The sequence below is a fragment of the Cytobacillus oceanisediminis genome (assembly GCF_003182355.1).
In the GTDB taxonomy this organism is placed as follows: domain Bacteria; phylum Bacillota; class Bacilli; order Bacillales; family Cytobacillaceae; genus Cytobacillus; species Cytobacillus oceanisediminis_A.
Window position 1 is genome coordinate 42,742 of record NZ_QGTW01000015.1, and the last position, 19,483, is coordinate 62,224.

A 19,483-nucleotide genomic window follows, 5' to 3' on the forward strand; every position below is an offset into this window, starting at 1 on the left:
ATTTCAGCCATATTGGCGTCCTTTAAAAGTTAAGTTTGAACTGCTTTCTCATACTTGCGTGCAACGCCCAACTATGCTTTTTTCAGCTTTTATGCACCACTTCCCACTCTACCGTCTGTTAAAAACTTAGGATGTGTACAGATGGGAAATCAAGATGTAGCAAAAACCGGAACCGGTTGGTCAGATTCCCGATAATGGTCGCGAACATGTGAATTTGTAAAACGGCTTCTCCATTAAATGTTTTAAACAGAACCATCCCGGGAAAGAATCTTTACATAGGAGGGTATAACATGTCAAAAGTTTTAGCTGTATTATCAAGCGGTTATAAAGACGAAGAAAATAACTATCATACAGGCTGGTGGGGAGAAGAACTTTTCGCTCCGCTGCAGGCCCTCGAAAACGCAGGCCATCAAGTAGACCTTGCCTCCCCCCTAGGCGGAAAGCCTGAAATCGATAAAATGAGTATCGGTGAGGAATATGATTCTCAAGGAACTTATAAGGCTCTTTATGAATCAGGACGTGCCGATGATACACAAAAACTATCAGAGGTTAATCCGAATCATTATGATGTGGTCCTTGTTGTAGGGGGGCACGGTGCCATGTATGACCTGGCCAAGAATGCTGACCTTCACAACATCATCAATAAAATTTATGATAACGGCGGAATCATTGCAGCCGAATGCCACGGTCCGGCACCACTGATCTGGACAACCCGCCCGGACGGCAAAAGCATTATCACCGGTAAAAAAGTAACAGGCTACCCAGACGAAATCGAACCGGAAGGCCTGCTTGACATCCTCCCGTTCAGCCTCGAACAGGAAATGCGCAATATTGCCGAATACGACCAGGGTGACTTAAACAAGCCGGCATATGCCGTGTGGGCAGATGATCAAATCGTCACGAGCCGCGACCCGTTTTCTTCTGAATTAATGGGCGAAGAGCTGGTGAAGGCTTTGAAAAACAAAGGGTAAAGAGAAAAACTCGTCAATTTGGCGAGTTTTTCTCTTTATATGATACAGTTTCTCCAATACAACAGAGCCTGATTTCTTTATATTTGCATTAGCAGTCAAATTAAGGATCTTATTGATAAGGATATAGGGGAGAACACGGATTTGTATCCGCGAGTAAACGAAAACCGGATCCGAACATCGATTTCAGTCGTGTTTCCAGTCAAAATGTGCACCTCGGCCGGTACGTAAAATCACTAACAACAGAACTCACTCCCGGCAATGTTGAAACCTTCATTACTGGCAGCCTGGATATATCCTTGTCTTCCTCTCCGCAAAATTTTACTATGTTGCGAGCTTATCTTATACACAAATATGAGATGCCATTCTTTACGTCATTCATATTTCAGCCTGCCCCCACCTTTAAAGGTGAAATAGAAAGGTTATATAACCGTTGATGCTGGATATTAGCAATTGCAGGTCATACACTGACAATTTACTAATAATCCCACTTAAAATCTATGAATCTTTTTTACTGCCGTCAAATATCTTCCCTAAAAAGAAACCATCTACTTCACTTAACTTACCTCGCCAGAGTATATCCCCTTTTGAGGGCGTCGGTTTACTATCCCCACAATATACCTTGGTTTCTTTCATATGAATGAAGTGGGCTTGCGAATCATCATTGGACTGGGCTGCTTCTCCTGCTTTTTCTAGCTGTTCACTGAACTTTTGAGCAACCTCATTCCCACCCTCAAATGTTTCACTTAGCGTATTGAAATAATCCTTGGCAGATACCAGGGTTCCTGTTATAACTGCACCATTTACATTTAATGTAATATCTAAGGAGAAATCATGTTTGTTCGCTGCTTGCACAAAAAATTCCAGAATGCTATCTTTCGTTGTGCCAGACTCAAGACTCATATTTACTCCTCCTTTTTAAATCCATTTAGAAGATATGTCTCCTCCTCATCAGTGATAACGGTGTAATCCTTATCTTTAGTCTTCTTGGATATTGATTTCTTACCGATGGCACGCTTTTTGTTTTTACCAGATCTAGTATTGGCATTTTTGTTCTTATTACTTTCAGGATTCTTTTCGTCTTCGCTATCCTGATCATCTTCTTCATCTGAATCATCTTCGCCTTGATCTTGACTTTTTATTACTTCACTATCTTCTTGATCTTCCTCTTCTTCTTCACCGTCCTTGTCGTCATCCTGGTCTTGTTGTTTGCTTTTCACTGTAACACCAGTCCCTTGGCTTTCTGTCTCAGAGGGCTCTTCACTACTGTTTTCCTGTCCATCTTTCTCTGTGTTCTCTTCGCTATTCTGGTTCTTTTGTTGACTATTTACTTTTTCACCCGTCTCTTGACCTTCCTTCTCAGAGTCCTCTTCGTCATCTTGGCTCTGATCTTGGTTTCTTGTCTCTTCAGCTTCCGAGGTCACTTCTACTGATTCATCTTCTGTATCCTCCTGACCTTCTTCGTCTGTGCTCTTTCCTCCACTCTGGACTTGGTCTTGGCTTGCTGCTTCGTCCCCCATCTTTTGCACGTCTTCCTCGGAGGCTTCTTCACTATCTTCCTGACCTTCTTCGTCTCTGCTCTCTATGCTACTCTGGACTTGATCTTGATTTGCTGCTTTATCATCCGTCTCTTGCCCGTCTTCCTCGGAGGCTCCTTCACTATCTTCCTGACCTTCTTCGTCTGTGTTCTCTCCGCCACTCTGGACTTGGTCTTGGTTTACTGCTTCGTCCCCCGTCTTTCGCCCGTCTTCCTCGGAGGCTCCTTCACTATCTTCTGGACCTTCTTCGTCTGTGTTCTCTTCGCCACTCTGGACTTGGTTTGCTTCTTTGTCATCCGTCTCTTGCCCGTCTTCCTTGGAGCCATCTTCTTGACCCGCATTAACTTCTTCGCTTTCTTGTTTTTGCTGTTTGGTCAGCGCTTGTTTATCTTCATTTTGACTTTCTTCATCTAAATTCTTTTGACCACCTTCTGGTCCTTTTTCCCCGTCGACTTTTTCACTTTGACTCTTCGCGTCTTTTTCCGTTTCTTCTGACTGGCCAGCATTTTGACCCAATTCTAAATGATCACTTTCACCCTTTTTTTCTTGAATTAAAATGGTTAGCATCTGTTCAATTTCACCTAGCCGGTCCTGTAATTCTTCATTTTCTTTTTTTAATGATTCGTATTCTTTTTGGGTAGAGTTGTCATAGCTTGTTCCATTATTATTACTTCCCTCTTGATCTTCTGATTGGGACTGGGAGCGTTCATTGTTCCCTTCACCCTCTGATTGGGACTGGGAGCGTTCATTGTTCCCTTCATCCTCTGATTGGGACTGGGAGCGTTCATTGTTCCCTTCACACTCTGATTGGGACTGGGAGCGTTCATTGTTCCCTTCACCCTCTGATTGGGATTGGGAGCGTTCATTGTTCCCTTCACCCTCTGATTGGGATTGGGAGCGTTCATTATTCCCTTCGCCCTCTGATTGGGACTGGGAGCGTTCATTGTTCCCTTCGCCCTCTGATTGGGACTGGGAGCGCTCATTGTTCCCTTCACCCTCTGATTGGGACTGGGAGCGTTCATTGTTCCCTTCGCCCTCTGATTGGGGCTGGGAGCGTTCATTGTTCCCTTCGCCCTCTGATTGGGACTGGGAGCGCTCATTGTTCCCTTCACCCTCTGATTGGGACTGGGAGCCTTTATTTTTAAATGGACCTTCTAAATACGATTGAAAATCGTTGTGATCTTTTTCACTTTGAGATTTGGCCTGATTTTCCTCATTCTGTCCCTGCTCACTCTTCAACCCGCTTGGGGAAGATGACTCTTTACTATTTTTATTGGAGTCGCCAGTTCCCTCATCCTTTTTTTGGCCTTCACTCTTATTTTTTCTTTCTTGAGCAAGTTTTGTGATCATTTCTTCCAAATGGTCCAAGCGGTCATTAAGGCTTCCACTTTCTTGATTTGGCGTTTGTTGCTTATTCTCATTTGAATTGCTTTCGTTAGATTTTAGACTTGTATGATCTCCAGAGTTTTCTCCTGATTCGGAAGAGCTATCCTTTTGGGAATCTCCTCTATTGAATATCTTTGAAGCTGAATCCTTGATGGAACCCACTGCTTTCTGAGAGTTTTCTTTCACTTTCTGGCCTAAACCAGTTCCTTTGCTGCTTAACTTCTCGGCATTCAAGCTTAAGGCTAGCTTTTTCCCATTCTCTGGAGCACTCAAATATCCGATAGAAGCCCCAATCAGTCCTCCTACAATCGAACGTCTAAGCTGACTGACATTTGAACTATTTTCGTTTTTTGTTTCTTGTGTTTTGTTCTCATTTGCAATTTTTTCTGCCATGCTAAAACCTCCTTTTGTTAAATATCGATATACTAAGCCCCTTACTATTCTTATAGATTCATATTTTATCCGTTAGAATTTAATTTGTATGAGGTCTCTTCCTGACCTTCTTTATCCTCAAGGAGCTTGGATAACATCTCTTCTAAGCGATCAAGGCGTTCATTGACATTTTCCTTAACTGGACTTGATGGCTCCTGATTGTTTTTATCAGTATTTTTCTCGTTGTATGATTTAAGAGTTGTTTCGTTTTCAGTATTTTCTTCTGATTCATTTGAATAGCCTTCAACCTGCCCATCCTCTCGCTTGAACAGCTTTCCGGCAGCGTTTTTGATAGATTCTGTTGCTTTCTTTGACTTTTCTTTCACTGTTTGTCCTAAATTGGATCCTGTGTTTTTTAATTTATCTGCGCCTATACTCTCCTTAAGTTTTTCCCCATTTTCAGGAGTAGCCAAGTACCCAATTGCGGCTCCAATCAAGCCGCCAGTTATCGTACGTCGAATCGGGCTGCCATTAGAACCCGTTTCCTCGGTCTGTGTCTCGTGATTGTTAGTTTCTTGGATTTGGTTTTCAGTAGTGTCTTGTGCCTGGTTCTTAGTATTGCTGGTATCTCGTGTCTTGTTTTCGGTATTGTTTGTCTCCTGGGTTTGGTTTTCTGCATTTTTTGTTTCCATTGGTCATCACCCCCCTGTTTAATAGTTAAATTCTTTTGAATTCAAACGGTTTTTGGACATGCTCTGCTCAAGAGATTCGAGTCTTTCCTGAAGCCTCTTATTCTCTTCCTGGAGAGCCTTTGTATTGTTATCTGTAGCTTTGGACGTTAGGTAAGGATCATTTTCCCACCAGTCCATGCCAATTTCCTTTGCCTTATCAACAGAAGCGACAATAAGGCGAATCTTAATGGTTAATAGCTCAATATCCGCAATTCCCACGGTGATGTCACCAGCAATTACCACGCCTTTATCCAATATTTTCTCAAGCACGTCTACAATCGTACTGGACTGCATGGAATGTTCGACTGCCATTTTAAAGTCCTCCTATGCGGTTGAATTACATTAGGCTTCCTAAAGGACCTAGATCAATATTTAAGTCATCATCATCCAAGCCGAAAATTTCTTTCAATTCTTCCATTTTTTCTTCAAGATTCATTAACGCCTCGCCTAGATTTTCGATTTGTTCGTCTGTCAAGGTCCCGCCTTCAACACGCCTAATGGCATGCCTTTCGACAATTTGCCTTAGAAGCTCAATGACGGTTAGCACAAGCTGAGCTAATCCATGCTCTGCATTGTCCGGATCAAGAATAATCTTTCCATTTGTTTGGTTGGCCGGTTGCATTACTCAACTCCTCCCTTTGTGAATCAAATTGTTCTGAAGATATCGTTTTGCAATCCCCCTGCTGAGTTTGAACAAGGGATTCTACGGAAGCTATGAGCAATCTCAAATCCAGGTAAACAAGGTCGACACCTGCAATTGAGATCACTAAATCTGCCTTTATAGCAACACCCTTATCAAGAATCACATCCAAAATATCAATTAAGGCAATATCCTTGTTTTCTATTGATTCTTTTAGTGACATAACCTCATCCTCACCTATGAGAAGCTAGAAAAATGGTAAGCCGGCCATGGCCCAGATGCCTCAAACTGCCACCCGGTTTTTTGCATACTCTTTTCATATTCCTGGATTTTTTCTAAAAATATTTCTATTTTTGATTTCGGAATTAGGTATACCCCATTCCATGCCATGTTGTCTTTTCTTCCTGTCACAACATTGCCCCAATTTCTTTTAACATTTCCTTTAAGAGCAAACTCTCTGAGATGTAAATGTATTTGTTCACTAACCTTGTTTTTTTCCTCTTCAAGTTGGGATTCAATCAATTTGTCTAGTTTTTTCTTTTCGAAAAATTGTTTGCCCTTAGGCATCTGACTAATTTCTTCCCTTTTTGCTTCTATTGTTGGATTGCTCTGACTTACTTGTTTTTTTAACATCTTGTCATTACAGTAGATTTTTAAATTCCATTCTTCATTCCCGGAAATTAAATTGAATGCACTAATCATTTTGGATTCATTGGATTGCACAGCATTTTCCAAACTTTTTTGATTTTTATAGATAGTGCAAAATTTCAAAGGGATGATGGTGAACATTTTTGAAAGTTTTAATACTGTTTCATGATGATGAAAGGCCTTTTCCTGAAGCCATTCCATATCATCGTTAATTCGATCCTTAATACTCTCTTCCGAGTAATTTTCTGAATTCAGGTCACAAACAATAGCCGTGATTTTTCCTATATGAATGGTGTATAGGACACCTTCCCCGTCAAACCCTTTTAAAGATGGAAATGATTGGTTTGTTGCCTCCTTTGTTGGGGTTAATCCATATAAATAAATTAAACCGTCCATTTTCTTGCTACCCTCATTTCTTCTTTGCCATCTCTTCCCATTGTTCCATTTCCAGTCGTTTTGCCACTTCGTATCTTACTATCAGTTCTTCTTCCTTCGACTTGTAAGCCTCTTCAGGTATTTCACCAAGCTCATACATCATCTGCAGCTGAATGAGCTTTTGCTGAATGGTTGGAAGGTCGTAAAGTTCCTTATCTGCCTCTTCTTTCACCTTTTCCGCTATTTTAATGACAAGATTGATAGGTGAGGAAACCATTTTATGCAGCATCAGGCACCCTCGACTGTTAATCTGATATTGACAAAGTTATATGCGGGCCAAGGGCCGCTATAGCTGAATTCGACTTTATCCTTCCATTTTTCATACGCCTCATTAACTTTTTGATCAAACTCGGCTTCTTTATCTTGATCAACGAGAAAGGATGCATTTAGAAGCATTTTTTCACTTATTGGGTCATTTACTTTTGAAGCTTCAGCCGATTCTTTCAAAGTGTTAAACACTTCCTGCTTTATTTCGTTTTGCAGGGAAGCTACGATTCTTTGGGCAGCGCCGCCCAATTGAATTCTTTCGTAATAGCTGGCGGCTTCAGATTTTCCCTTAACGGCATTTGCCATCTTTTCAACCTGGGGGTTCCCGCTAACTTGTGATTCAAGCCACTCTTTTTTTCCAATCACCTTTAACCCAAGTTCAATCTTGCCATTTATTTCTGGGAAAAGCTTCTCAAATTGGGGGTATAAATTTTCTAGCAGTACACCAACATCCTCCTTTGAATGAAACACATTCCCAAAACTGACAGGTATTACGGTCTGATTCTGCTTCATCACGAGTGACACAGCGTCTTGATGCATCATTAAATTATCTTTATTAGGATGATAAATTTTCATAGGAACCTCGGCAGCTACCATGGCTGCATCTTTATATGGAATCATAAATAACTCTTTTTTCTCTCCTTCAATTTCGATAGTGCCAAACTTCTCGTCCCCTTCTGTCTGGATACCGCAAAAAATATATATACCCAATTGTCCATTATGGCTCATTTTCAGACTCTCCTTTATCCACTAATAACCTTCATGTTTTTACATGCTTCTATAATCAATTTTTCTGACGTTTTTAATGGTTCATCCGCTTCTATGCATCGACTTACCTGGTGGCCTAATATATCAATGCATAGCCGCTGAAAACTTGAATGAGACCCATCTATTGGAATTCCTTCTTCTTGGGCCAACTTGACAATCATTAATGAAGCCCGCAAGCTCGGCCCGCTATCACCTTTGCATTCTTTGCGCAAATCGGCTACAAGACTCGTAATTGCTTTAGCCTCACTCTTGTCAATATCCAATTTTTCCGAGACAACTTCTGCCTCGCGGTCACTGTCTTTGTGATCGATAAATATGGTGATGAGTCTATCCAGCAATGCATCCTGGGTTTGATATACACCTGCATACTCCTCGGGATTGCTTGTGAAAATCACAGCAAAGTCCGGGTGAACGCGTACAAAAGGCTCAGTCAATTTTGTTCCGTACAAAGGAAGAATTCCTTCCTCTAATATGGATAAAAAGATATTATTCGTAGTTGGCCGCGAACGTGTAAATTCATCATAAACAAGGGTGTATCCATTCTTGACTGCTTCCATCAAACGTCCGTCTTTCCAAATCTCCGTCACACTTTCGTCTCTTTTGTATACTGAACGAATATAATTGTCGACCACCTTTTTGCTTGTATATCCGGTAAAATCACCAATTAAATCCTTATTGTTTAATTCATGGTTTCCGTGAATCAGCATGATAGGTTTTTTTCTTCTCTTTGCAAGAGCTATTGCCAGAGAGGTTTTTCCTGCTCCAGATGGACCTGTAAAGTGGACCGGGTACCCAGCTTTTAAATATTGCAATGACCGGGAAAGCAAGTCTTCTGTCTTTTCGTCTTGTATGATGGCTTTAGTATCCTTCCTGATCTGTTTCTTTAAGACTGTCACTCTTTTTTCCTCCCTGTGCCCCGTCCTACACTTCTTGATTAATTGCACTTCTGTAACGGATATCCCGCCGCTTATAAGAAGTGACTTCCTTCTCCTTGTTAAGAGAAACATCGTAGACACCCAACATTTCATCTTTTGCGTATTTTTTCATATATTCCTTTTCTTCTATCACTTCCACAGTAAGCTTCCAGCCATTGTTTTCACTCTCTTCCACCGAGGTGATTTTATGAACCGGGGCTACATATTCATTAAAGAATTCAGTAACATTTCCGATAATTTTTTTAATTTCCATACTTGCCTCCCGCTAAAGCATCACAGGCCGGGATTGATTTAATAATCCCGGCTGTGTTTCTTGTACTTTTAAATACTAAAGCGTGCATTTCTGTCATTTTGCTGAAGTGGCAGTCCGTTTTCTTCCACCTCATCACTAAGTAATCCGACAGCCTCTGCATAACGCAGCCATGTATCCACACTGGCAATAACCACTCTTGCCTCAACTGTTAAAATTTCAATGCCAACAACTGAGACCCTGACAAATGCGTCGATTACAATTCCTTTATCCAGAATACGGTCAATAACCTCCGCCAAGCTGGAACTATCTGTACTTTTTTGAACTGCCATTGCTGTATTCTCCTTTCACCATGTCATTTAAGAACCCATAGTCTTTATGTCATTCGAGGATTTAATATTTTCTGCAGTCTTTATTTTAGTAGCTCCCTTAATATCCTTTGACGTCTTTATGCTGCTTGCGCCTTTGATATTCTTGACGCTCTTTACTTTCCGCTTTTCGCCGTCATCTTCATTTGCAGAAGATACTTTCTTTTGGAAGTTCTCCCCGGCTTCAACGACTTTCCCAAGCTTCTCTCTAGCTGAAAGCAAAACCTCCTGGGTTTTTTCTTTTGCTTCTCCTGCTTTATGGTGGACTTTATCTGCAAAATCGTCTCTCGCATTCTCCAGCTTCTCGGTAAATTCTTCCCCTTTGCTCTGAATATGCTCTACGAATTTTTCTTTTGCTTTTTCTGCTACTACTTCATTTGCTTTTTCTTCCAGCGGCTCCGGGGCATTCTTAATCGCACTTTTTGCAATCTTTTTAACTACTTTTCTTACTCCATTGCCCATCCAGTCACCCCCGGTTTATAGAAAAAGGAATTGGCCTTACTTGGTGTCCACCAGGTCATTTAGCATTTTTTCAATTCTTTGCAGGCGCTCATTTAAGTGTTTGTTCTCTTCCTTGACTTCTTCATACTTTTTCTCGCCATTTTCGCCACTCTCCTTTTTAGGAGAAAGCAGTCCTTCCTCAATTTTATTGAGATAACCCTCAGCTAAATGTTTAACACTGTTTTGCGCCTGTCCGGCAAGGAGTTCCTGAGCTGTTTTTCTAAACTCCTGGCCTGCAACTTTGGCAAATTCAGACTCACTTATAGTAAGAAAGAATTTCTTGCTTGTCTTTGGGTTTGCAAGCAATCCTATTCCTGCTCCTACAACCCCGCCGATAATGGCCAGATTCATAGAATAATTAGAGCTTTCTTTTTTTTCTTGCGTTTGACTGGTGTTTTCCGGCGGTTTATTTTCTTCCTTACTCTGATTTACTTCCTGGTTTTGATTTGTTTCTTTGTTTTGATTTGTTTCTATATTTCCGTTACTTTCCTCATTTTCACTTACTGTTTTGTTTGCTTCTTGCGTTTCCATTTTCCTACCTCATTTCTTTGATGGATTTCATAACTTAGGTACTATATACTGAACTCCGGTTTCTGATTTTGCCCTCTATTCAAAAGGCCTTCTTCTTGTACTTCATCTGTTAATAAGCCAACCGCCTCTGCATAACGCAGCCATGTATCGACGCTGGCAATGACGACTCGTGCTTCAACAGTCAGTATTTCAATTCCGACAAGCGAAACTCTTACAAATGCATCAATAACGATTCCTTTATCTAAGATCCTGTCTATTACTTCTGCAAGGCTGGAGCTATCTGTACTTTTTTGAATACTCATATCTCCGTCTCCTTTCAACTTTTTCATAGCACGGGAGGTTCCTTAAAAAATATTTTTTAGGTTTAGTACTTAAATACCTTCACGGTGCCCGCTTAAACGGGGCTCAATTAATCATTCCCATTCATTTCAAGAAATTTTTCATCTTTACGCCACTTAGTAATATTAGAAAAGTGATTAGAGCTTCATTTCCAGCGCTTTTTCATCTATTTGTTACAATTTCATTACTATTCCTAAAAATTATAGATACATGGAATAAACATGAGATTTTGTCTTAATTGATGTTAAACAATAACGAACACAATCTAACTTTTTAACATTTGCACGGACGATATTTCAAAATAAAAAGAGGAGCAAAATAAATTGCTCCTCAAGTTGGAATTTATACCTTTAATGGTTTTTTCATTTGATGTATTGGAAATACATTATAAGCCTTCAAAATATCATCAAGCATGAAACGGCGGGTCACTAATTTTTCCGGCTGCAACGGATTTTAGCAGTACCGGTGTGGAATTTGTCTAACAAGACCTGCTGTAATCGTCACGTTCAGCCTTGGACCCATTTGATTATCTTACCGAAATTAATATGAAGCCGCCATCCTGCCCTGGATGGTAGTGTAGCGGCTTTTTTATAGTCAAAAAAGTTAAGAGAAAATCCATAACACTCCACACCTTTTTCAGCCGAAGTGAAGCTTATCCTCTTTTAAAACACCAATTACAGCACACTATAGATGGGATTTTTGAAAAAACGCCTGCCCTGCGGTAAAGCAGAAGCAGGCGGTACTAATTGGAAACTGTTTTCGAAATAAGCCTCCACACCCTTCTTATTGTGCCACAGCCGGGTTGCCTTCTGGCCACTCCTCACAAGTATACGCCATTTCCCAGAAACCCAGCTCCAGCTGGCAGCTTTTACGGAAAGCATCCTTCATCCGCTGCCTTTCCTCCGGAGATGCCGCTTCCGCAAGCTCATCCAAACGGTTTCTCATATTTATGGTAACTGTCTCAACCCTTAAATTTGCATAAAAAGAAATCCACGGGTAAAACGGATGGTCCTCCTGAGGCTCATACTGTTTCATAAGCTCATGCCCGATTTCCCAATAAGTCCAAGGGCAAGGCAATAGTGCAGCCAGAATTTCGCCCATTCCGCCAGTATGGGCATGGTACATCATATGCTTCACATAATGGTCTGCTGTCGGAGGAAGCGGGAATCCCTGCAGCACCTCGTAATCCACGCCAATCTGCTGGCAAAAATTATGGTGGGGGTGAATTTCGCTGTTCAGCACAAATTCAATTTGCTGGTTGAAATAAGCAATATCCTTCCGCTCCGATGACTTCGAGATTGCAATGCCATAGATGTGCATAAACGCATTCAAATACTCATAATCCGCTTTGATATAATGGGCAAGCGCCTCCTTCGGCACATCCCCTCTCCCGATTCCCTGTACAAATGGATGCTGAAAAATCAGCTGAAATAGATCATCATTTTCCTTGCGAAGAATTTCTGTAAAAGACATTAAGATAGCCTCCTTATAATTCAGAAGCTGCCGGGGAAAAAGCAATGGAGGAAAAAATGAGGTCCTCACCGCTTCCCTGCGCTGGCATTATCCAGATCAGGTTCCAAGGGACAAAGGAAAAACTCCTTATCTCAGCCGTAGCGCCCCTAGCAGTTTTCTTATTGTTATTTAAAATTTGATACCGTTTCTTTTTACTTATTGCCAATAAACTGTTTCATTCGCGAGCTTAGATACCACTTCTTCTCGCTTATGCCGGAGTAATTGCTTCATACCTGCTCTTTGATGCCATTTCTACTCGCTTAAGCTGGAGATGCTGCTTTATTCCAGATCTTTGCCACCTCTTCTTATCGCTTTTCCCAAAGAAGCTGCTTCAAACCCTCCAGTTCAGCAGCCGCCACCCTGAAAAAACCTCACATATTCTGCACTAAATTCTTCTCCTTCACTTTAGTCAGAATCATCCAGCCGATTGCCGCACCGGTAAAGCTGCTGACGAGAAATGGCGGTACAAAGAAGAATGCGCCAGCCGTGCTTCCCATCAATACCTTTGCAAATGGAACAGCAAATAGTGCACCAAATACGCCTGTACCCACAACTTCACCAACTGCAGCCCAGATTTTCCGGCCGAATTTTAAATAAAGCACGCCAGCTAGGAAAGCACCGATCATTCCGCCTGGAAACGCAAGCAGCGTACCAAACCCCAGTAAGTTCCGCATCAGGCCGATCATAAATGCCACTCCCACAGCCGGCAGCGGCCCAAGTGTTACTGCGGCAAGCACATTAACCGCATGCTGGACCGGATAGGCTTTTGCCACTCCTGCCGGAAACCATAGCAAATGAGATCCTAAGGTTCCAATCGCCACAAATAAAGCCATCGTTGTCAATAAACGGGTCCTGTTCAATTTATCCTCCTTCCTTAAGGGCAGCCTGATCGCTTATCACAAAGAGAAGTACGTAAAAATAAAAAAGCCAGATCCGCGAAAGGACCTGGCTTGGTTTAAGTATAAATGATGCGACATACCGTCAAAGCCTACTTCCCTCCGCTGGCATTAACCAGATCAGGTCTTTAAGAGTCGGAAAGCTATATCGCGCTTCCCTCTCAGCCCGCACATTCGGGGCACCCCTAGTAGTTTCATAGATATTTAATTTGATAAGCTACTTCAAGCTTAACAAAATATTCCGGTACTGTCATCATTCTTTTTGCTTAGGATTAAACTTATCTGTTGAATTCCGCTCCAGGCGTTCGCTTTTCGCAGGCGGTCCCGGGAGCATCCTCGGCTACTTGCGCCAACGTAGTCTCCCTTTGAATCTTCTCCCGCAGGACTTTGAATAAGCCTCCTTGAATAAACACCGTACAAAGGAAATACGTTTCATTTTCAAGGTTCTCGCGCCTTCCAGTCCAATCAGCAGATTCTCTGTCAACCATCTTGTTTTAATTAAATAGCCCCCTTTTCGCAAGGGAGTTATTAATTGAGACTACCTTATTAGCTTTAAACCAGCTATCTCCTTCAAGCTGCTAACCCCGGCTAATGAAAGGGATACCCTTGTTTCTTCTATAAAATTAGCAAGCACTTTTTCCACGCCAGCCTGTCCGCCAATAGCCAAGCCGTACACATACGGCCTTCCCAGGCAAACTGCATCTGCCCCGAGGGCCAGCGCTTTTACTGCATCTGAGCCCCGGCGGATGCCGCTGTCAAACAGCACCGGAATTCGGCCATTGACTGCCTTTGCAATCGGTTCAAGTGCATCAATTGCCGCCGTTACACCGTCCAGCTGCCTGCCGCCATGATTGGAAACAATGATGCCGTCTATCCCTTTGTCAACCGCCAGCTTCGCATCTTCCGGATGGAGAATGCCTTTTAACAGAATCGGTAAATTGGTTTTCTCTTTTAACCTCGCAACATGCTCCCAGCTTAATGTAGGATGGTGTATATTATCAAGAATTCCCTGAACCACATCGCCGTCCTTAAGAGAGCTCATAAATACCGGATCAGATTCATAGTTGGCCTTTCCGTAGCCAAGCTTTAATGGGGAAAAATTGTTCCTGAGATCCGCTTCCCTCCATCCCATCATGACTGTATCGACCGTTAAGACAATTGCTTCATACCCGGCTTCCTCCGCCCGGCGCACCATATTGAAGGCCGTTTCTTCATGGTTGGACCAATAAAGCTGGAACCACTTCGGGCTGCTGCCTGTTGCTGCAGCAATCTCTTCAATCGAATAGCTTGAAACAGTGCTCTGGATAAAAGGAACATGGTAAACAGCCGCAGCCCTGGATGAAGCAATCTCCCCCTCTTCATGTTCAAGCCGCTGCATCCCAATCGGCGCCAGAAAAATCGGATAAGGATACGTTTTCCCGAAAAGTGTAACACTTGTATCCGGTACGGAAACATCCCTGAGCATTCTTGGCACAATTGAATATTTCGCAAAGGATTCTGTATTCTTTCTCAGTGTTTCTTCCCCTCCCGCGCCTGATTGGACATACCCAAATCTGCCGGTCCCCATCTTTTTCTCTGCTTCTTTTTCCAGCTCTGTGTAGGAAATCGGAAAACTCTCTGCGAAGCTAATGTTCTCTACTTTTGCCATCTTTCCAGTCCTGCCTCTCGCTTAAGATTTAGAATTTATTGAAAATAATAACACTTTTTTTGATTTAAATAAACCTGGAGTATACCCCGCGGTTAAATTTGGGATTTCGCGGATATAATGAAATTTTCGCGGATAAAACACTATTTTCGCGGCTAAACGATTTGCACGGACTTCACAGCACAAGAATTTCTCCAAAAAGCAGGGATTTCATCAAAAAGTCGTGAATAAATCATCATACCTTAACCAAATTGGAGTGTACATAATGCTAATCAAACAGCCTTTTGATGAATTTTTAAAATTTCATTATGAAAGAATTGATGAAACCCATCTGAAAGTCACTTTGCCCATCCAGCCGCTCTTCATCAACAGCGCGGGGCTTGTCCATGGCGGGATTATTTCCACACTTGCGGATGTGGCGATGGGGAATATTTTTAAACCGGATGAAAACCACATGCAAACCGTCGTGACCGCCGATTTAAAGGTTAGCTTTTTAAGGGGTGCCACCGGTGAATACCTGATTGCCGATGCCCTTCTAGTAAAAAGGGGCCGCACTCTGAACCATACTGATTGCCTGATCTACAACGACCAAGATCAGCTTGTTGCCAAAGCATCTGGGATATTCGCATCCATCTAAACCCCATCCCATTTTTCTGGAAATCCATGATTATCCTATCGTCCGCAGGGTATAGTTCCATAGACAACGATAGGGAGGAATTGCATCCAGCATGTAAAAGCAATTCTGATCAAATTTGTTATGATCACAGCTTTTTTGGGAATAGTCCTAACCGGATTTTTTGATATTGGATTCACCGAAACGCTGATCATTAGCTTTGTTCTGACGCTTGCAGCTTATGTTCTCGGCGACATGATGATTTTCAGAATGAACGGAGATGAAACCGAGCATACAAAAAGGAATGCCATTGCCACAGTATCAGACATCGGCCTTAGCTTTTTTTGTTATCTGGCTTTTAGAAGAAATGATCGTGGCAGGAATAGACAGCCCTGCATTGGCAGCCTTTGTTTCTGCCTTGTAATAGGTGCAGGAGAATGATTTTTCCACGGATATCTGGACAACCGGGTTTTCCATACTGATGAGGCTTATGATTAAAAAAAGAGACTCCTCAAACAGGAGTCTCTTTTGTGGTTTTTTAATACTCAATCTCATCATAATCCTTAGGCTGCGGAATCGGCTGGCCGCCCTCATGCTTGCCAAACTCATTGATGAGCTGCTGCTCTTCAGTGAGCGAGTTTTTAGGCTTTTCATTATTTTCATCCTGCTTTTTCAACGTTATGACCCCTTTCAAGTGTTCTAAAAATTAATATGCTCACTTTTCAAGGAATCAATCATTTATGCTTATTAGCCCCAATAAGGCTTAATTTGCCCGCGAATCTCTCCGTCTGGATTTTGGGCTGTATGCACGTTAACATATGTGTCCCCATCACTCATTAGGTCTATAAGAACGGATAAAGGTTTTCCTTCTAAAGGACCCACTAGATCCCTGGCTGTAATGATCCCTTCTACAACACCCTTATTTACACTAATGTCAGGATCGATTAAGCCGAAAAGAAAAACCACAACTGGACCGTTTACACCCCTTCTTCCTAAATGAATATGAGCTTGAGTAAAGTTGGAAAGATCATTAACTGTCAAACGGTAGCCCATTTTCCTTTCATCCTTGCTTACTTTAAATTTTGCAGTGCCAAAAGCAACTGTACGAACTGGCGGAACTTCTTCAGAACCTTTTAACCTGGCAAAAAAAAGATCATTTCTGTCCATTATTACACCTCCTGTTCATTACACAATTTAATGATATATTTTATGCCTTGGGGCAAAGAATGATTGTACGAATATGGAGATAGAACGTTTAATTGGCTGTATGCATAGGGAAGGAAGGATTTCCCCCCCTTTCCGCCAAATAGTTAATATAGCTAAATACCAAAGGAGGGCGAACATGTCCAAATATATTTCTCATATCGCAACAGTCGAAATTCCAGTTTCCAATCTGGATCGATCGGTTGAATTTTATGTAGATGTTCTTGGAGTAAAAGTGGAATTCAAAGGGGAGAAAAATGCCATGCTAAGCTTTCAATCAAAGGGTGTGCCTACGATTTTCCTGGTTGAAACCGAAGAACGGAAATCTCTCTCCTTTGTCAATTCCAATGACCGCGTCGAGCACAGTGTCATAGATTTTTATACATCTTCTTTAAAAGAGTTCCACCAATCGCTTCAGGAGAAGAATGTAGAAGTTGGGCCTCTCAACATCAATCAGGAACACGGCCTAGGCGGCTTTGGCTTCAAAGACCCCGATGGCAACCTGCTAAGTGCCTGCAATGTGCTGCATAAGGGGCAATAAGCTCGCTCATTAACGTGCAGATTTTTTATTTACCAAAATAAGACCAGCGTCCTACCCCAAATTACGGCGGAGGCTGATATGGACATCCTTTTTCCCTTGCTACACTTATGAAGTAATTCAAAAAGGAGGGAAAAAGGTTGATAAAACTAGGCACTAAAGCCGCCAGGTGGCTGAAAATTCTTCATATTATTCTCGTTTCCTTATTTTTCGGGGGGATTATGAGCTCGCTCGTTTTAAATTTCACCATGGAAACGGCCACTTATGATCAAACCCTGCAACTGTATAAAAATGTGGTAGCAATTAGCGATTACATCGTTCGGATTGGGGCAGTTGGAACATTATTAGTTGGCTTCATTTATGGACTTTTTACAAACTGGGGATTTTTCAAGCACAGGTGGGTAACTGTCAAATGGGTTTTATTTATCATTCAAACCTTTGTCGGCATTAAAATTGTCGATGAATTGATGATGGAAAATATGGCTCTGCTTGAAATGGAAGGCAGCAAGGCACTATCGAATCCTGTTTTTATTGATAATCATACAATTCGCCAGTATGCCGTCTACTTTCAAGTCGCTGTTACCGTCTTCATCTTTGGTATATCCGTTCTAAGGCCCTGGAAAAAGAAAAAGCAAAAATAAAAATGGCAGTGAGTCACTGCCATTTTTATTTTTGGGCAAGGGCGCTATCAAGAAATTCCTTCAGTCTCTCCTGATATTCCTGCTTTGCGACCGTATATCCGTCTGTATGCCCTGCCCCCGGCACCATCCACAGCTCTTTCTCGCCGCCAGCTTCCTCATAAAGCTCATAAGCCATATCCTTCGGCACCAGATCATCCTGATCACCATGGATGATAAATAGCGGAAGCTCGTTATTCTTCACCTGTTCGATAGCCGACGCTTCATTGAACGAGTATCCAGCCCTTAGTTTTGCAAAAACGCTTGTCACCTGCATCAAAGGGAAAGATGGCAAATGGTAAATATGTTTTAGTTGATGGGCCAGTTCTTCATGGACCGTCGTATAGCCGCTATCCGCAATAATCCCCTTCACTTCAGGCGGAAGATCTTCGCCGCTTGCCATCAATACGGTTGCAGCTCCCATTGAGAATCCATGCAGAAAAATGCTGTCTGCACCAATTTCCTCCTTCAATAAATCAATCCACCCAAGATAATCCTTGCGTTCATGCCAGCCATATCCAATATAATCGCCTTCGCTTTCCCCGTGCCCTCTGGCATCAGGCTTCAGCACATCATACCCCAGCCCGTAGTAATACTTGGTGATGCCCGGCATCTGCCCGCTATTCCCCTTATAGCCATGAGCCAGAATCACTGCTTTCCCGTTCGAATCCGGATTTTTCAAAAAGCGAGCCTTCAGCTTCAAGCCATCTTCGGAGGTGATCTCAAGCTGGTCAAAGGTTTGTTCCTCCGTCCACTTCATAACCTCCTCCAGTTTCGCCTGTGTCTCTTCCTCTAACGCAGCGCTGACAGTCTGCGCTTCCCCGCTATATAAATCCACCGGGTCATGGCTTCGATTGATCGCCACATTGTAAAAATAATTCCCAGAACCAAGCAATGCAGCGGATAATAAAATCAGCACACTGCCGCCTATCCACATCATCCTCTTTTTCATCAATAAATCCCCTTTTCACATTCGCAATCACCCTTGTCCGCCAAGGTGCTGCAGCCATTCAATCAAACGTTTGATTAAAATGCTTTTTATACTCTTTTAAAGTGAAAGAGTAGTAATTTATCTCATTTATTATATATTTATATTAATAGAAAAAGATGTACAAAATAATTTTATAAAGGAAAGAACGCCCCCATGATAAAATTAACAGTTTTTACAGAAGAAGACTTTAACCTGCTTATAAGCTGGATAACAACGCCTGAACTCATGGTTCAATGGAGCGGTGCCCATTTTAAGTACCCGCTTGATCACGAGCAGCTGGCAAAGTATATCAGGTCTGCCAACCAAGAAAACAGTACGGAGCACATATTTAAAGTAATAGAAGCAAAAACAGATAAAGCAGTTGGCCATATCTCACTGGGCAGAATGGATCCCGTAAACGAAACTGCCCGGATCGGGAAGGTCTTTGTCAGCCCTGCCTCCCGCGGAAAAGGCTATGCATCCGAAATGATCCAGCAGATCCTCGCCATAGCTTTCGAGGAGTTTAAATTAAATAGAGTCAGCCTCGGTGTGTTTGACTTTAATAGAGGGGCAATAAAAGTCTACGAGAAAGCAGGCTTCCAAAAAGAAGGACTTCTCAGGCAAACAAATAAGGTGAAGGATGAATATTGGAACCTGATTGAAATGAGCATCCTCCGTTCTGAATGGCATGAGCAGAACGGGCCCGGCAAGATTCAATCAAACGTTTGATTGAAAAAAGAGCTCTGCCAGCT

Annotated in this window: 27 protein-coding genes and 2 riboswitches; of the genes, 6 read left to right on the forward strand and 21 right to left on the reverse strand. The window is 42.2% G+C overall.

Annotation, left to right across the window (positions count from 1 at the left end):
• Nucleotides 1-290: 290 nt before the first annotated feature.
• Nucleotides 291-971, forward strand: coding sequence for a type 1 glutamine amidotransferase domain-containing protein (locus tag DFO73_RS22705; RefSeq protein ID WP_110066981.1), 681 nt, complete (start codon nucleotides 291-293; stop codon nucleotides 969-971).
• Nucleotides 972-1,466: 495 nt separating this feature from the next.
• On the opposite strand, the gene gvpU is transcribed toward DFO73_RS22705, so the two are convergent.
• The 18 genes from gvpU to DFO73_RS22805 all read right to left on the reverse strand — a co-directional run bounded on the left by gvpU (nucleotide 1,467) and on the right by DFO73_RS22805 (nucleotide 14,733).
• Nucleotides 1,467-1,871, reverse strand: coding sequence for a gas vesicle accessory protein GvpU (gene gvpU / locus DFO73_RS22710; RefSeq protein WP_110066982.1), 405 nt, complete (start codon nucleotides 1,869-1,871; stop codon nucleotides 1,467-1,469).
• A 2-nt stretch (nucleotides 1,872-1,873) separates the two neighbouring features.
• Nucleotides 1,874-4,285, reverse strand: a complete 2,412-nt coding sequence (gene gvpT / locus DFO73_RS22715) for a YtxH domain-containing protein (RefSeq protein ID WP_110066983.1) — start codon at nucleotides 4,283-4,285, stop codon at nucleotides 1,874-1,876.
• A gap of 65 nt (nucleotides 4,286-4,350) precedes the next feature.
• Complete coding sequence (gvpT, locus tag DFO73_RS22720; protein WP_110066984.1) at nucleotides 4,351-4,956, reverse strand: YtxH domain-containing protein; 606 nt, start codon at nucleotides 4,954-4,956, stop codon at nucleotides 4,351-4,353.
• An 18-nt stretch (nucleotides 4,957-4,974) separates the two neighbouring features.
• Nucleotides 4,975-5,307, reverse strand: a complete 333-nt coding sequence (gene gvpJ, locus DFO73_RS22725) for a gas vesicle protein (RefSeq protein ID WP_110066985.1) — start codon at nucleotides 5,305-5,307, stop codon at nucleotides 4,975-4,977.
• Between the two features lie 25 nt (nucleotides 5,308-5,332).
• The gene (locus DFO73_RS22730; RefSeq protein WP_110066986.1) at nucleotides 5,333-5,617 is read right to left on the reverse strand and encodes a gas vesicle protein K; all 285 of its coding nucleotides are present in this window, start codon (nucleotides 5,615-5,617) and stop codon (nucleotides 5,333-5,335) included.
• Nucleotides 5,577-5,858: a gas vesicle protein gene (locus DFO73_RS22735; RefSeq protein ID WP_110066987.1), complete on the reverse strand. Its 282-nt coding sequence runs from the start codon at nucleotides 5,856-5,858 to the stop codon at nucleotides 5,577-5,579. Before DFO73_RS22735 ends, DFO73_RS22730 begins: the two co-directional genes overlap by 41 nt.
• 14 nt (nucleotides 5,859-5,872) lie before the next feature.
• Entirely contained in the window at nucleotides 5,873-6,679 is an 807-nt protein-coding gene (locus tag DFO73_RS22740; protein WP_110066988.1) for a GvpL/GvpF family gas vesicle protein, read from the reverse strand.
• 13 nt (nucleotides 6,680-6,692) lie between these two features.
• Nucleotides 6,693-6,947 carry a gas vesicle protein GvpG gene (locus tag DFO73_RS22745; protein ID WP_110066989.1) on the reverse strand — a complete coding sequence of 85 codons (255 nt, stop codon included), beginning with the start codon at nucleotides 6,945-6,947 and terminating at the stop codon, nucleotides 6,693-6,695.
• On the reverse strand, nucleotides 6,947-7,714 hold the full coding sequence (locus DFO73_RS22750) for a GvpL/GvpF family gas vesicle protein (RefSeq protein ID WP_110066990.1): 768 nt from the start codon (nucleotides 7,712-7,714) through the stop codon (nucleotides 6,947-6,949). The genes DFO73_RS22745 and DFO73_RS22750 overlap by 1 nt, the downstream gene beginning before the upstream one ends.
• 14 nt (nucleotides 7,715-7,728) lie before the next feature.
• A complete protein-coding gene (gene gvpN / locus DFO73_RS22755; protein ID WP_110066991.1) occupies nucleotides 7,729-8,649 on the reverse strand; it encodes a gas vesicle protein GvpN in 921 nt (306 codons plus the stop codon).
• A gap of 25 nt (nucleotides 8,650-8,674) precedes the next feature.
• A complete protein-coding gene (gene gvpO / locus DFO73_RS22760) occupies nucleotides 8,675-8,941 on the reverse strand; it encodes a gas vesicle protein GvpO (protein WP_110066992.1) in 267 nt (88 codons plus the stop codon).
• Between the two features lie 68 nt (nucleotides 8,942-9,009).
• Nucleotides 9,010-9,270, reverse strand: a complete 261-nt coding sequence (gvpJ, locus tag DFO73_RS22765; protein WP_110066993.1) for a gas vesicle protein GvpJ — start codon at nucleotides 9,268-9,270, stop codon at nucleotides 9,010-9,012.
• A 27-nt stretch (nucleotides 9,271-9,297) separates the two neighbouring features.
• Nucleotides 9,298-9,768, reverse strand: a complete 471-nt coding sequence (gvpQ, locus tag DFO73_RS22770; protein ID WP_110066994.1) for a gas vesicle protein GvpQ — start codon at nucleotides 9,766-9,768, stop codon at nucleotides 9,298-9,300.
• 36 nt (nucleotides 9,769-9,804) lie between these two features.
• On the reverse strand, nucleotides 9,805-10,338 hold the full coding sequence (locus DFO73_RS22775) for a gas vesicle protein GvpP (protein WP_258309702.1): 534 nt from the start codon (nucleotides 10,336-10,338) through the stop codon (nucleotides 9,805-9,807).
• A 41-nt stretch (nucleotides 10,339-10,379) separates the two neighbouring features.
• The gene (gene gvpA / locus DFO73_RS22780) at nucleotides 10,380-10,640 is read right to left on the reverse strand and encodes a gas vesicle structural protein GvpA (RefSeq protein WP_110066995.1); all 261 of its coding nucleotides are present in this window, start codon (nucleotides 10,638-10,640) and stop codon (nucleotides 10,380-10,382) included.
• 820 nt (nucleotides 10,641-11,460) lie between these two features.
• A complete protein-coding gene (gene tenA / locus DFO73_RS22790; RefSeq protein ID WP_110066996.1) occupies nucleotides 11,461-12,150 on the reverse strand; it encodes a thiaminase II in 690 nt (229 codons plus the stop codon).
• Between the two features lie 56 nt (nucleotides 12,151-12,206).
• Nucleotides 12,207-12,308: riboswitch (TPP riboswitch) on the reverse strand.
• A gap of 252 nt (nucleotides 12,309-12,560) precedes the next feature.
• The gene (gene thiW / locus DFO73_RS22795; RefSeq protein WP_110066997.1) at nucleotides 12,561-13,049 is read right to left on the reverse strand and encodes an energy coupling factor transporter S component ThiW; all 489 of its coding nucleotides are present in this window, start codon (nucleotides 13,047-13,049) and stop codon (nucleotides 12,561-12,563) included.
• A gap of 116 nt (nucleotides 13,050-13,165) precedes the next feature.
• Nucleotides 13,166-13,282, reverse strand: a riboswitch (TPP riboswitch).
• Nucleotides 13,283-13,623: 341 nt separating this feature from the next.
• Nucleotides 13,624-14,733 (reverse strand): alpha-hydroxy-acid oxidizing protein, encoded by a 1,110-nt coding sequence (locus DFO73_RS22805; RefSeq protein WP_110066999.1) that lies wholly within the window; start codon nucleotides 14,731-14,733, stop codon nucleotides 13,624-13,626.
• Between the two features lie 262 nt (nucleotides 14,734-14,995).
• Here DFO73_RS22805 and DFO73_RS22810 point away from each other — a divergent pair, with 262 nt between their 5' ends.
• Together DFO73_RS22810 and DFO73_RS22815 are read left to right on the forward strand one after the other, a co-directional pair.
• On the forward strand, nucleotides 14,996-15,367 hold the full coding sequence (locus DFO73_RS22810; protein WP_110067000.1) for a PaaI family thioesterase: 372 nt from the start codon (nucleotides 14,996-14,998) through the stop codon (nucleotides 15,365-15,367).
• Nucleotides 15,368-15,487: 120 nt separating this feature from the next.
• On the forward strand, nucleotides 15,488-15,784 hold the full coding sequence (locus DFO73_RS22815) for a YndM family protein (protein WP_258309704.1): 297 nt from the start codon (nucleotides 15,488-15,490) through the stop codon (nucleotides 15,782-15,784).
• 97 nt (nucleotides 15,785-15,881) lie between these two features.
• Here DFO73_RS22815 and DFO73_RS28875 read toward each other — a convergent pair whose 3' ends face one another.
• Nucleotides 15,882-16,019 (reverse strand): hypothetical protein, encoded by a 138-nt coding sequence (locus DFO73_RS28875; RefSeq protein ID WP_181396108.1) that lies wholly within the window; start codon nucleotides 16,017-16,019, stop codon nucleotides 15,882-15,884.
• Between the two features lie 71 nt (nucleotides 16,020-16,090).
• Nucleotides 16,091-16,510: a CHRD domain-containing protein gene (locus DFO73_RS22820; RefSeq protein WP_110067002.1), complete on the reverse strand. Its 420-nt coding sequence runs from the start codon at nucleotides 16,508-16,510 to the stop codon at nucleotides 16,091-16,093.
• A 175-nt stretch (nucleotides 16,511-16,685) separates the two neighbouring features.
• Between DFO73_RS22820 and DFO73_RS22825 the strand changes: the two genes are divergently transcribed.
• Entirely contained in the window at nucleotides 16,686-17,087 is a 402-nt protein-coding gene (locus DFO73_RS22825) for a VOC family protein (RefSeq protein ID WP_110067003.1), read from the forward strand.
• Between the two features lie 137 nt (nucleotides 17,088-17,224).
• Nucleotides 17,225-17,725: a DUF2269 family protein gene (locus tag DFO73_RS22830; RefSeq protein ID WP_110067004.1), complete on the forward strand. Its 501-nt coding sequence runs from the start codon at nucleotides 17,225-17,227 to the stop codon at nucleotides 17,723-17,725.
• Nucleotides 17,726-17,750: 25 nt separating this feature from the next.
• Here the strand turns inward: DFO73_RS22830 and DFO73_RS22835 are convergent, their stop codons facing one another.
• Nucleotides 17,751-18,713, reverse strand: coding sequence for an alpha/beta hydrolase (locus DFO73_RS22835; RefSeq protein WP_181396109.1), 963 nt, complete (start codon nucleotides 18,711-18,713; stop codon nucleotides 17,751-17,753).
• Nucleotides 18,714-18,905: 192 nt separating this feature from the next.
• On the opposite strand from DFO73_RS22835, the gene DFO73_RS22840 reads away from it, so the two are divergent.
• Nucleotides 18,906-19,460: a GNAT family N-acetyltransferase gene (locus tag DFO73_RS22840; RefSeq protein WP_110067006.1), complete on the forward strand. Its 555-nt coding sequence runs from the start codon at nucleotides 18,906-18,908 to the stop codon at nucleotides 19,458-19,460.
• Nucleotides 19,461-19,483 lie beyond the last annotated feature (23 nt).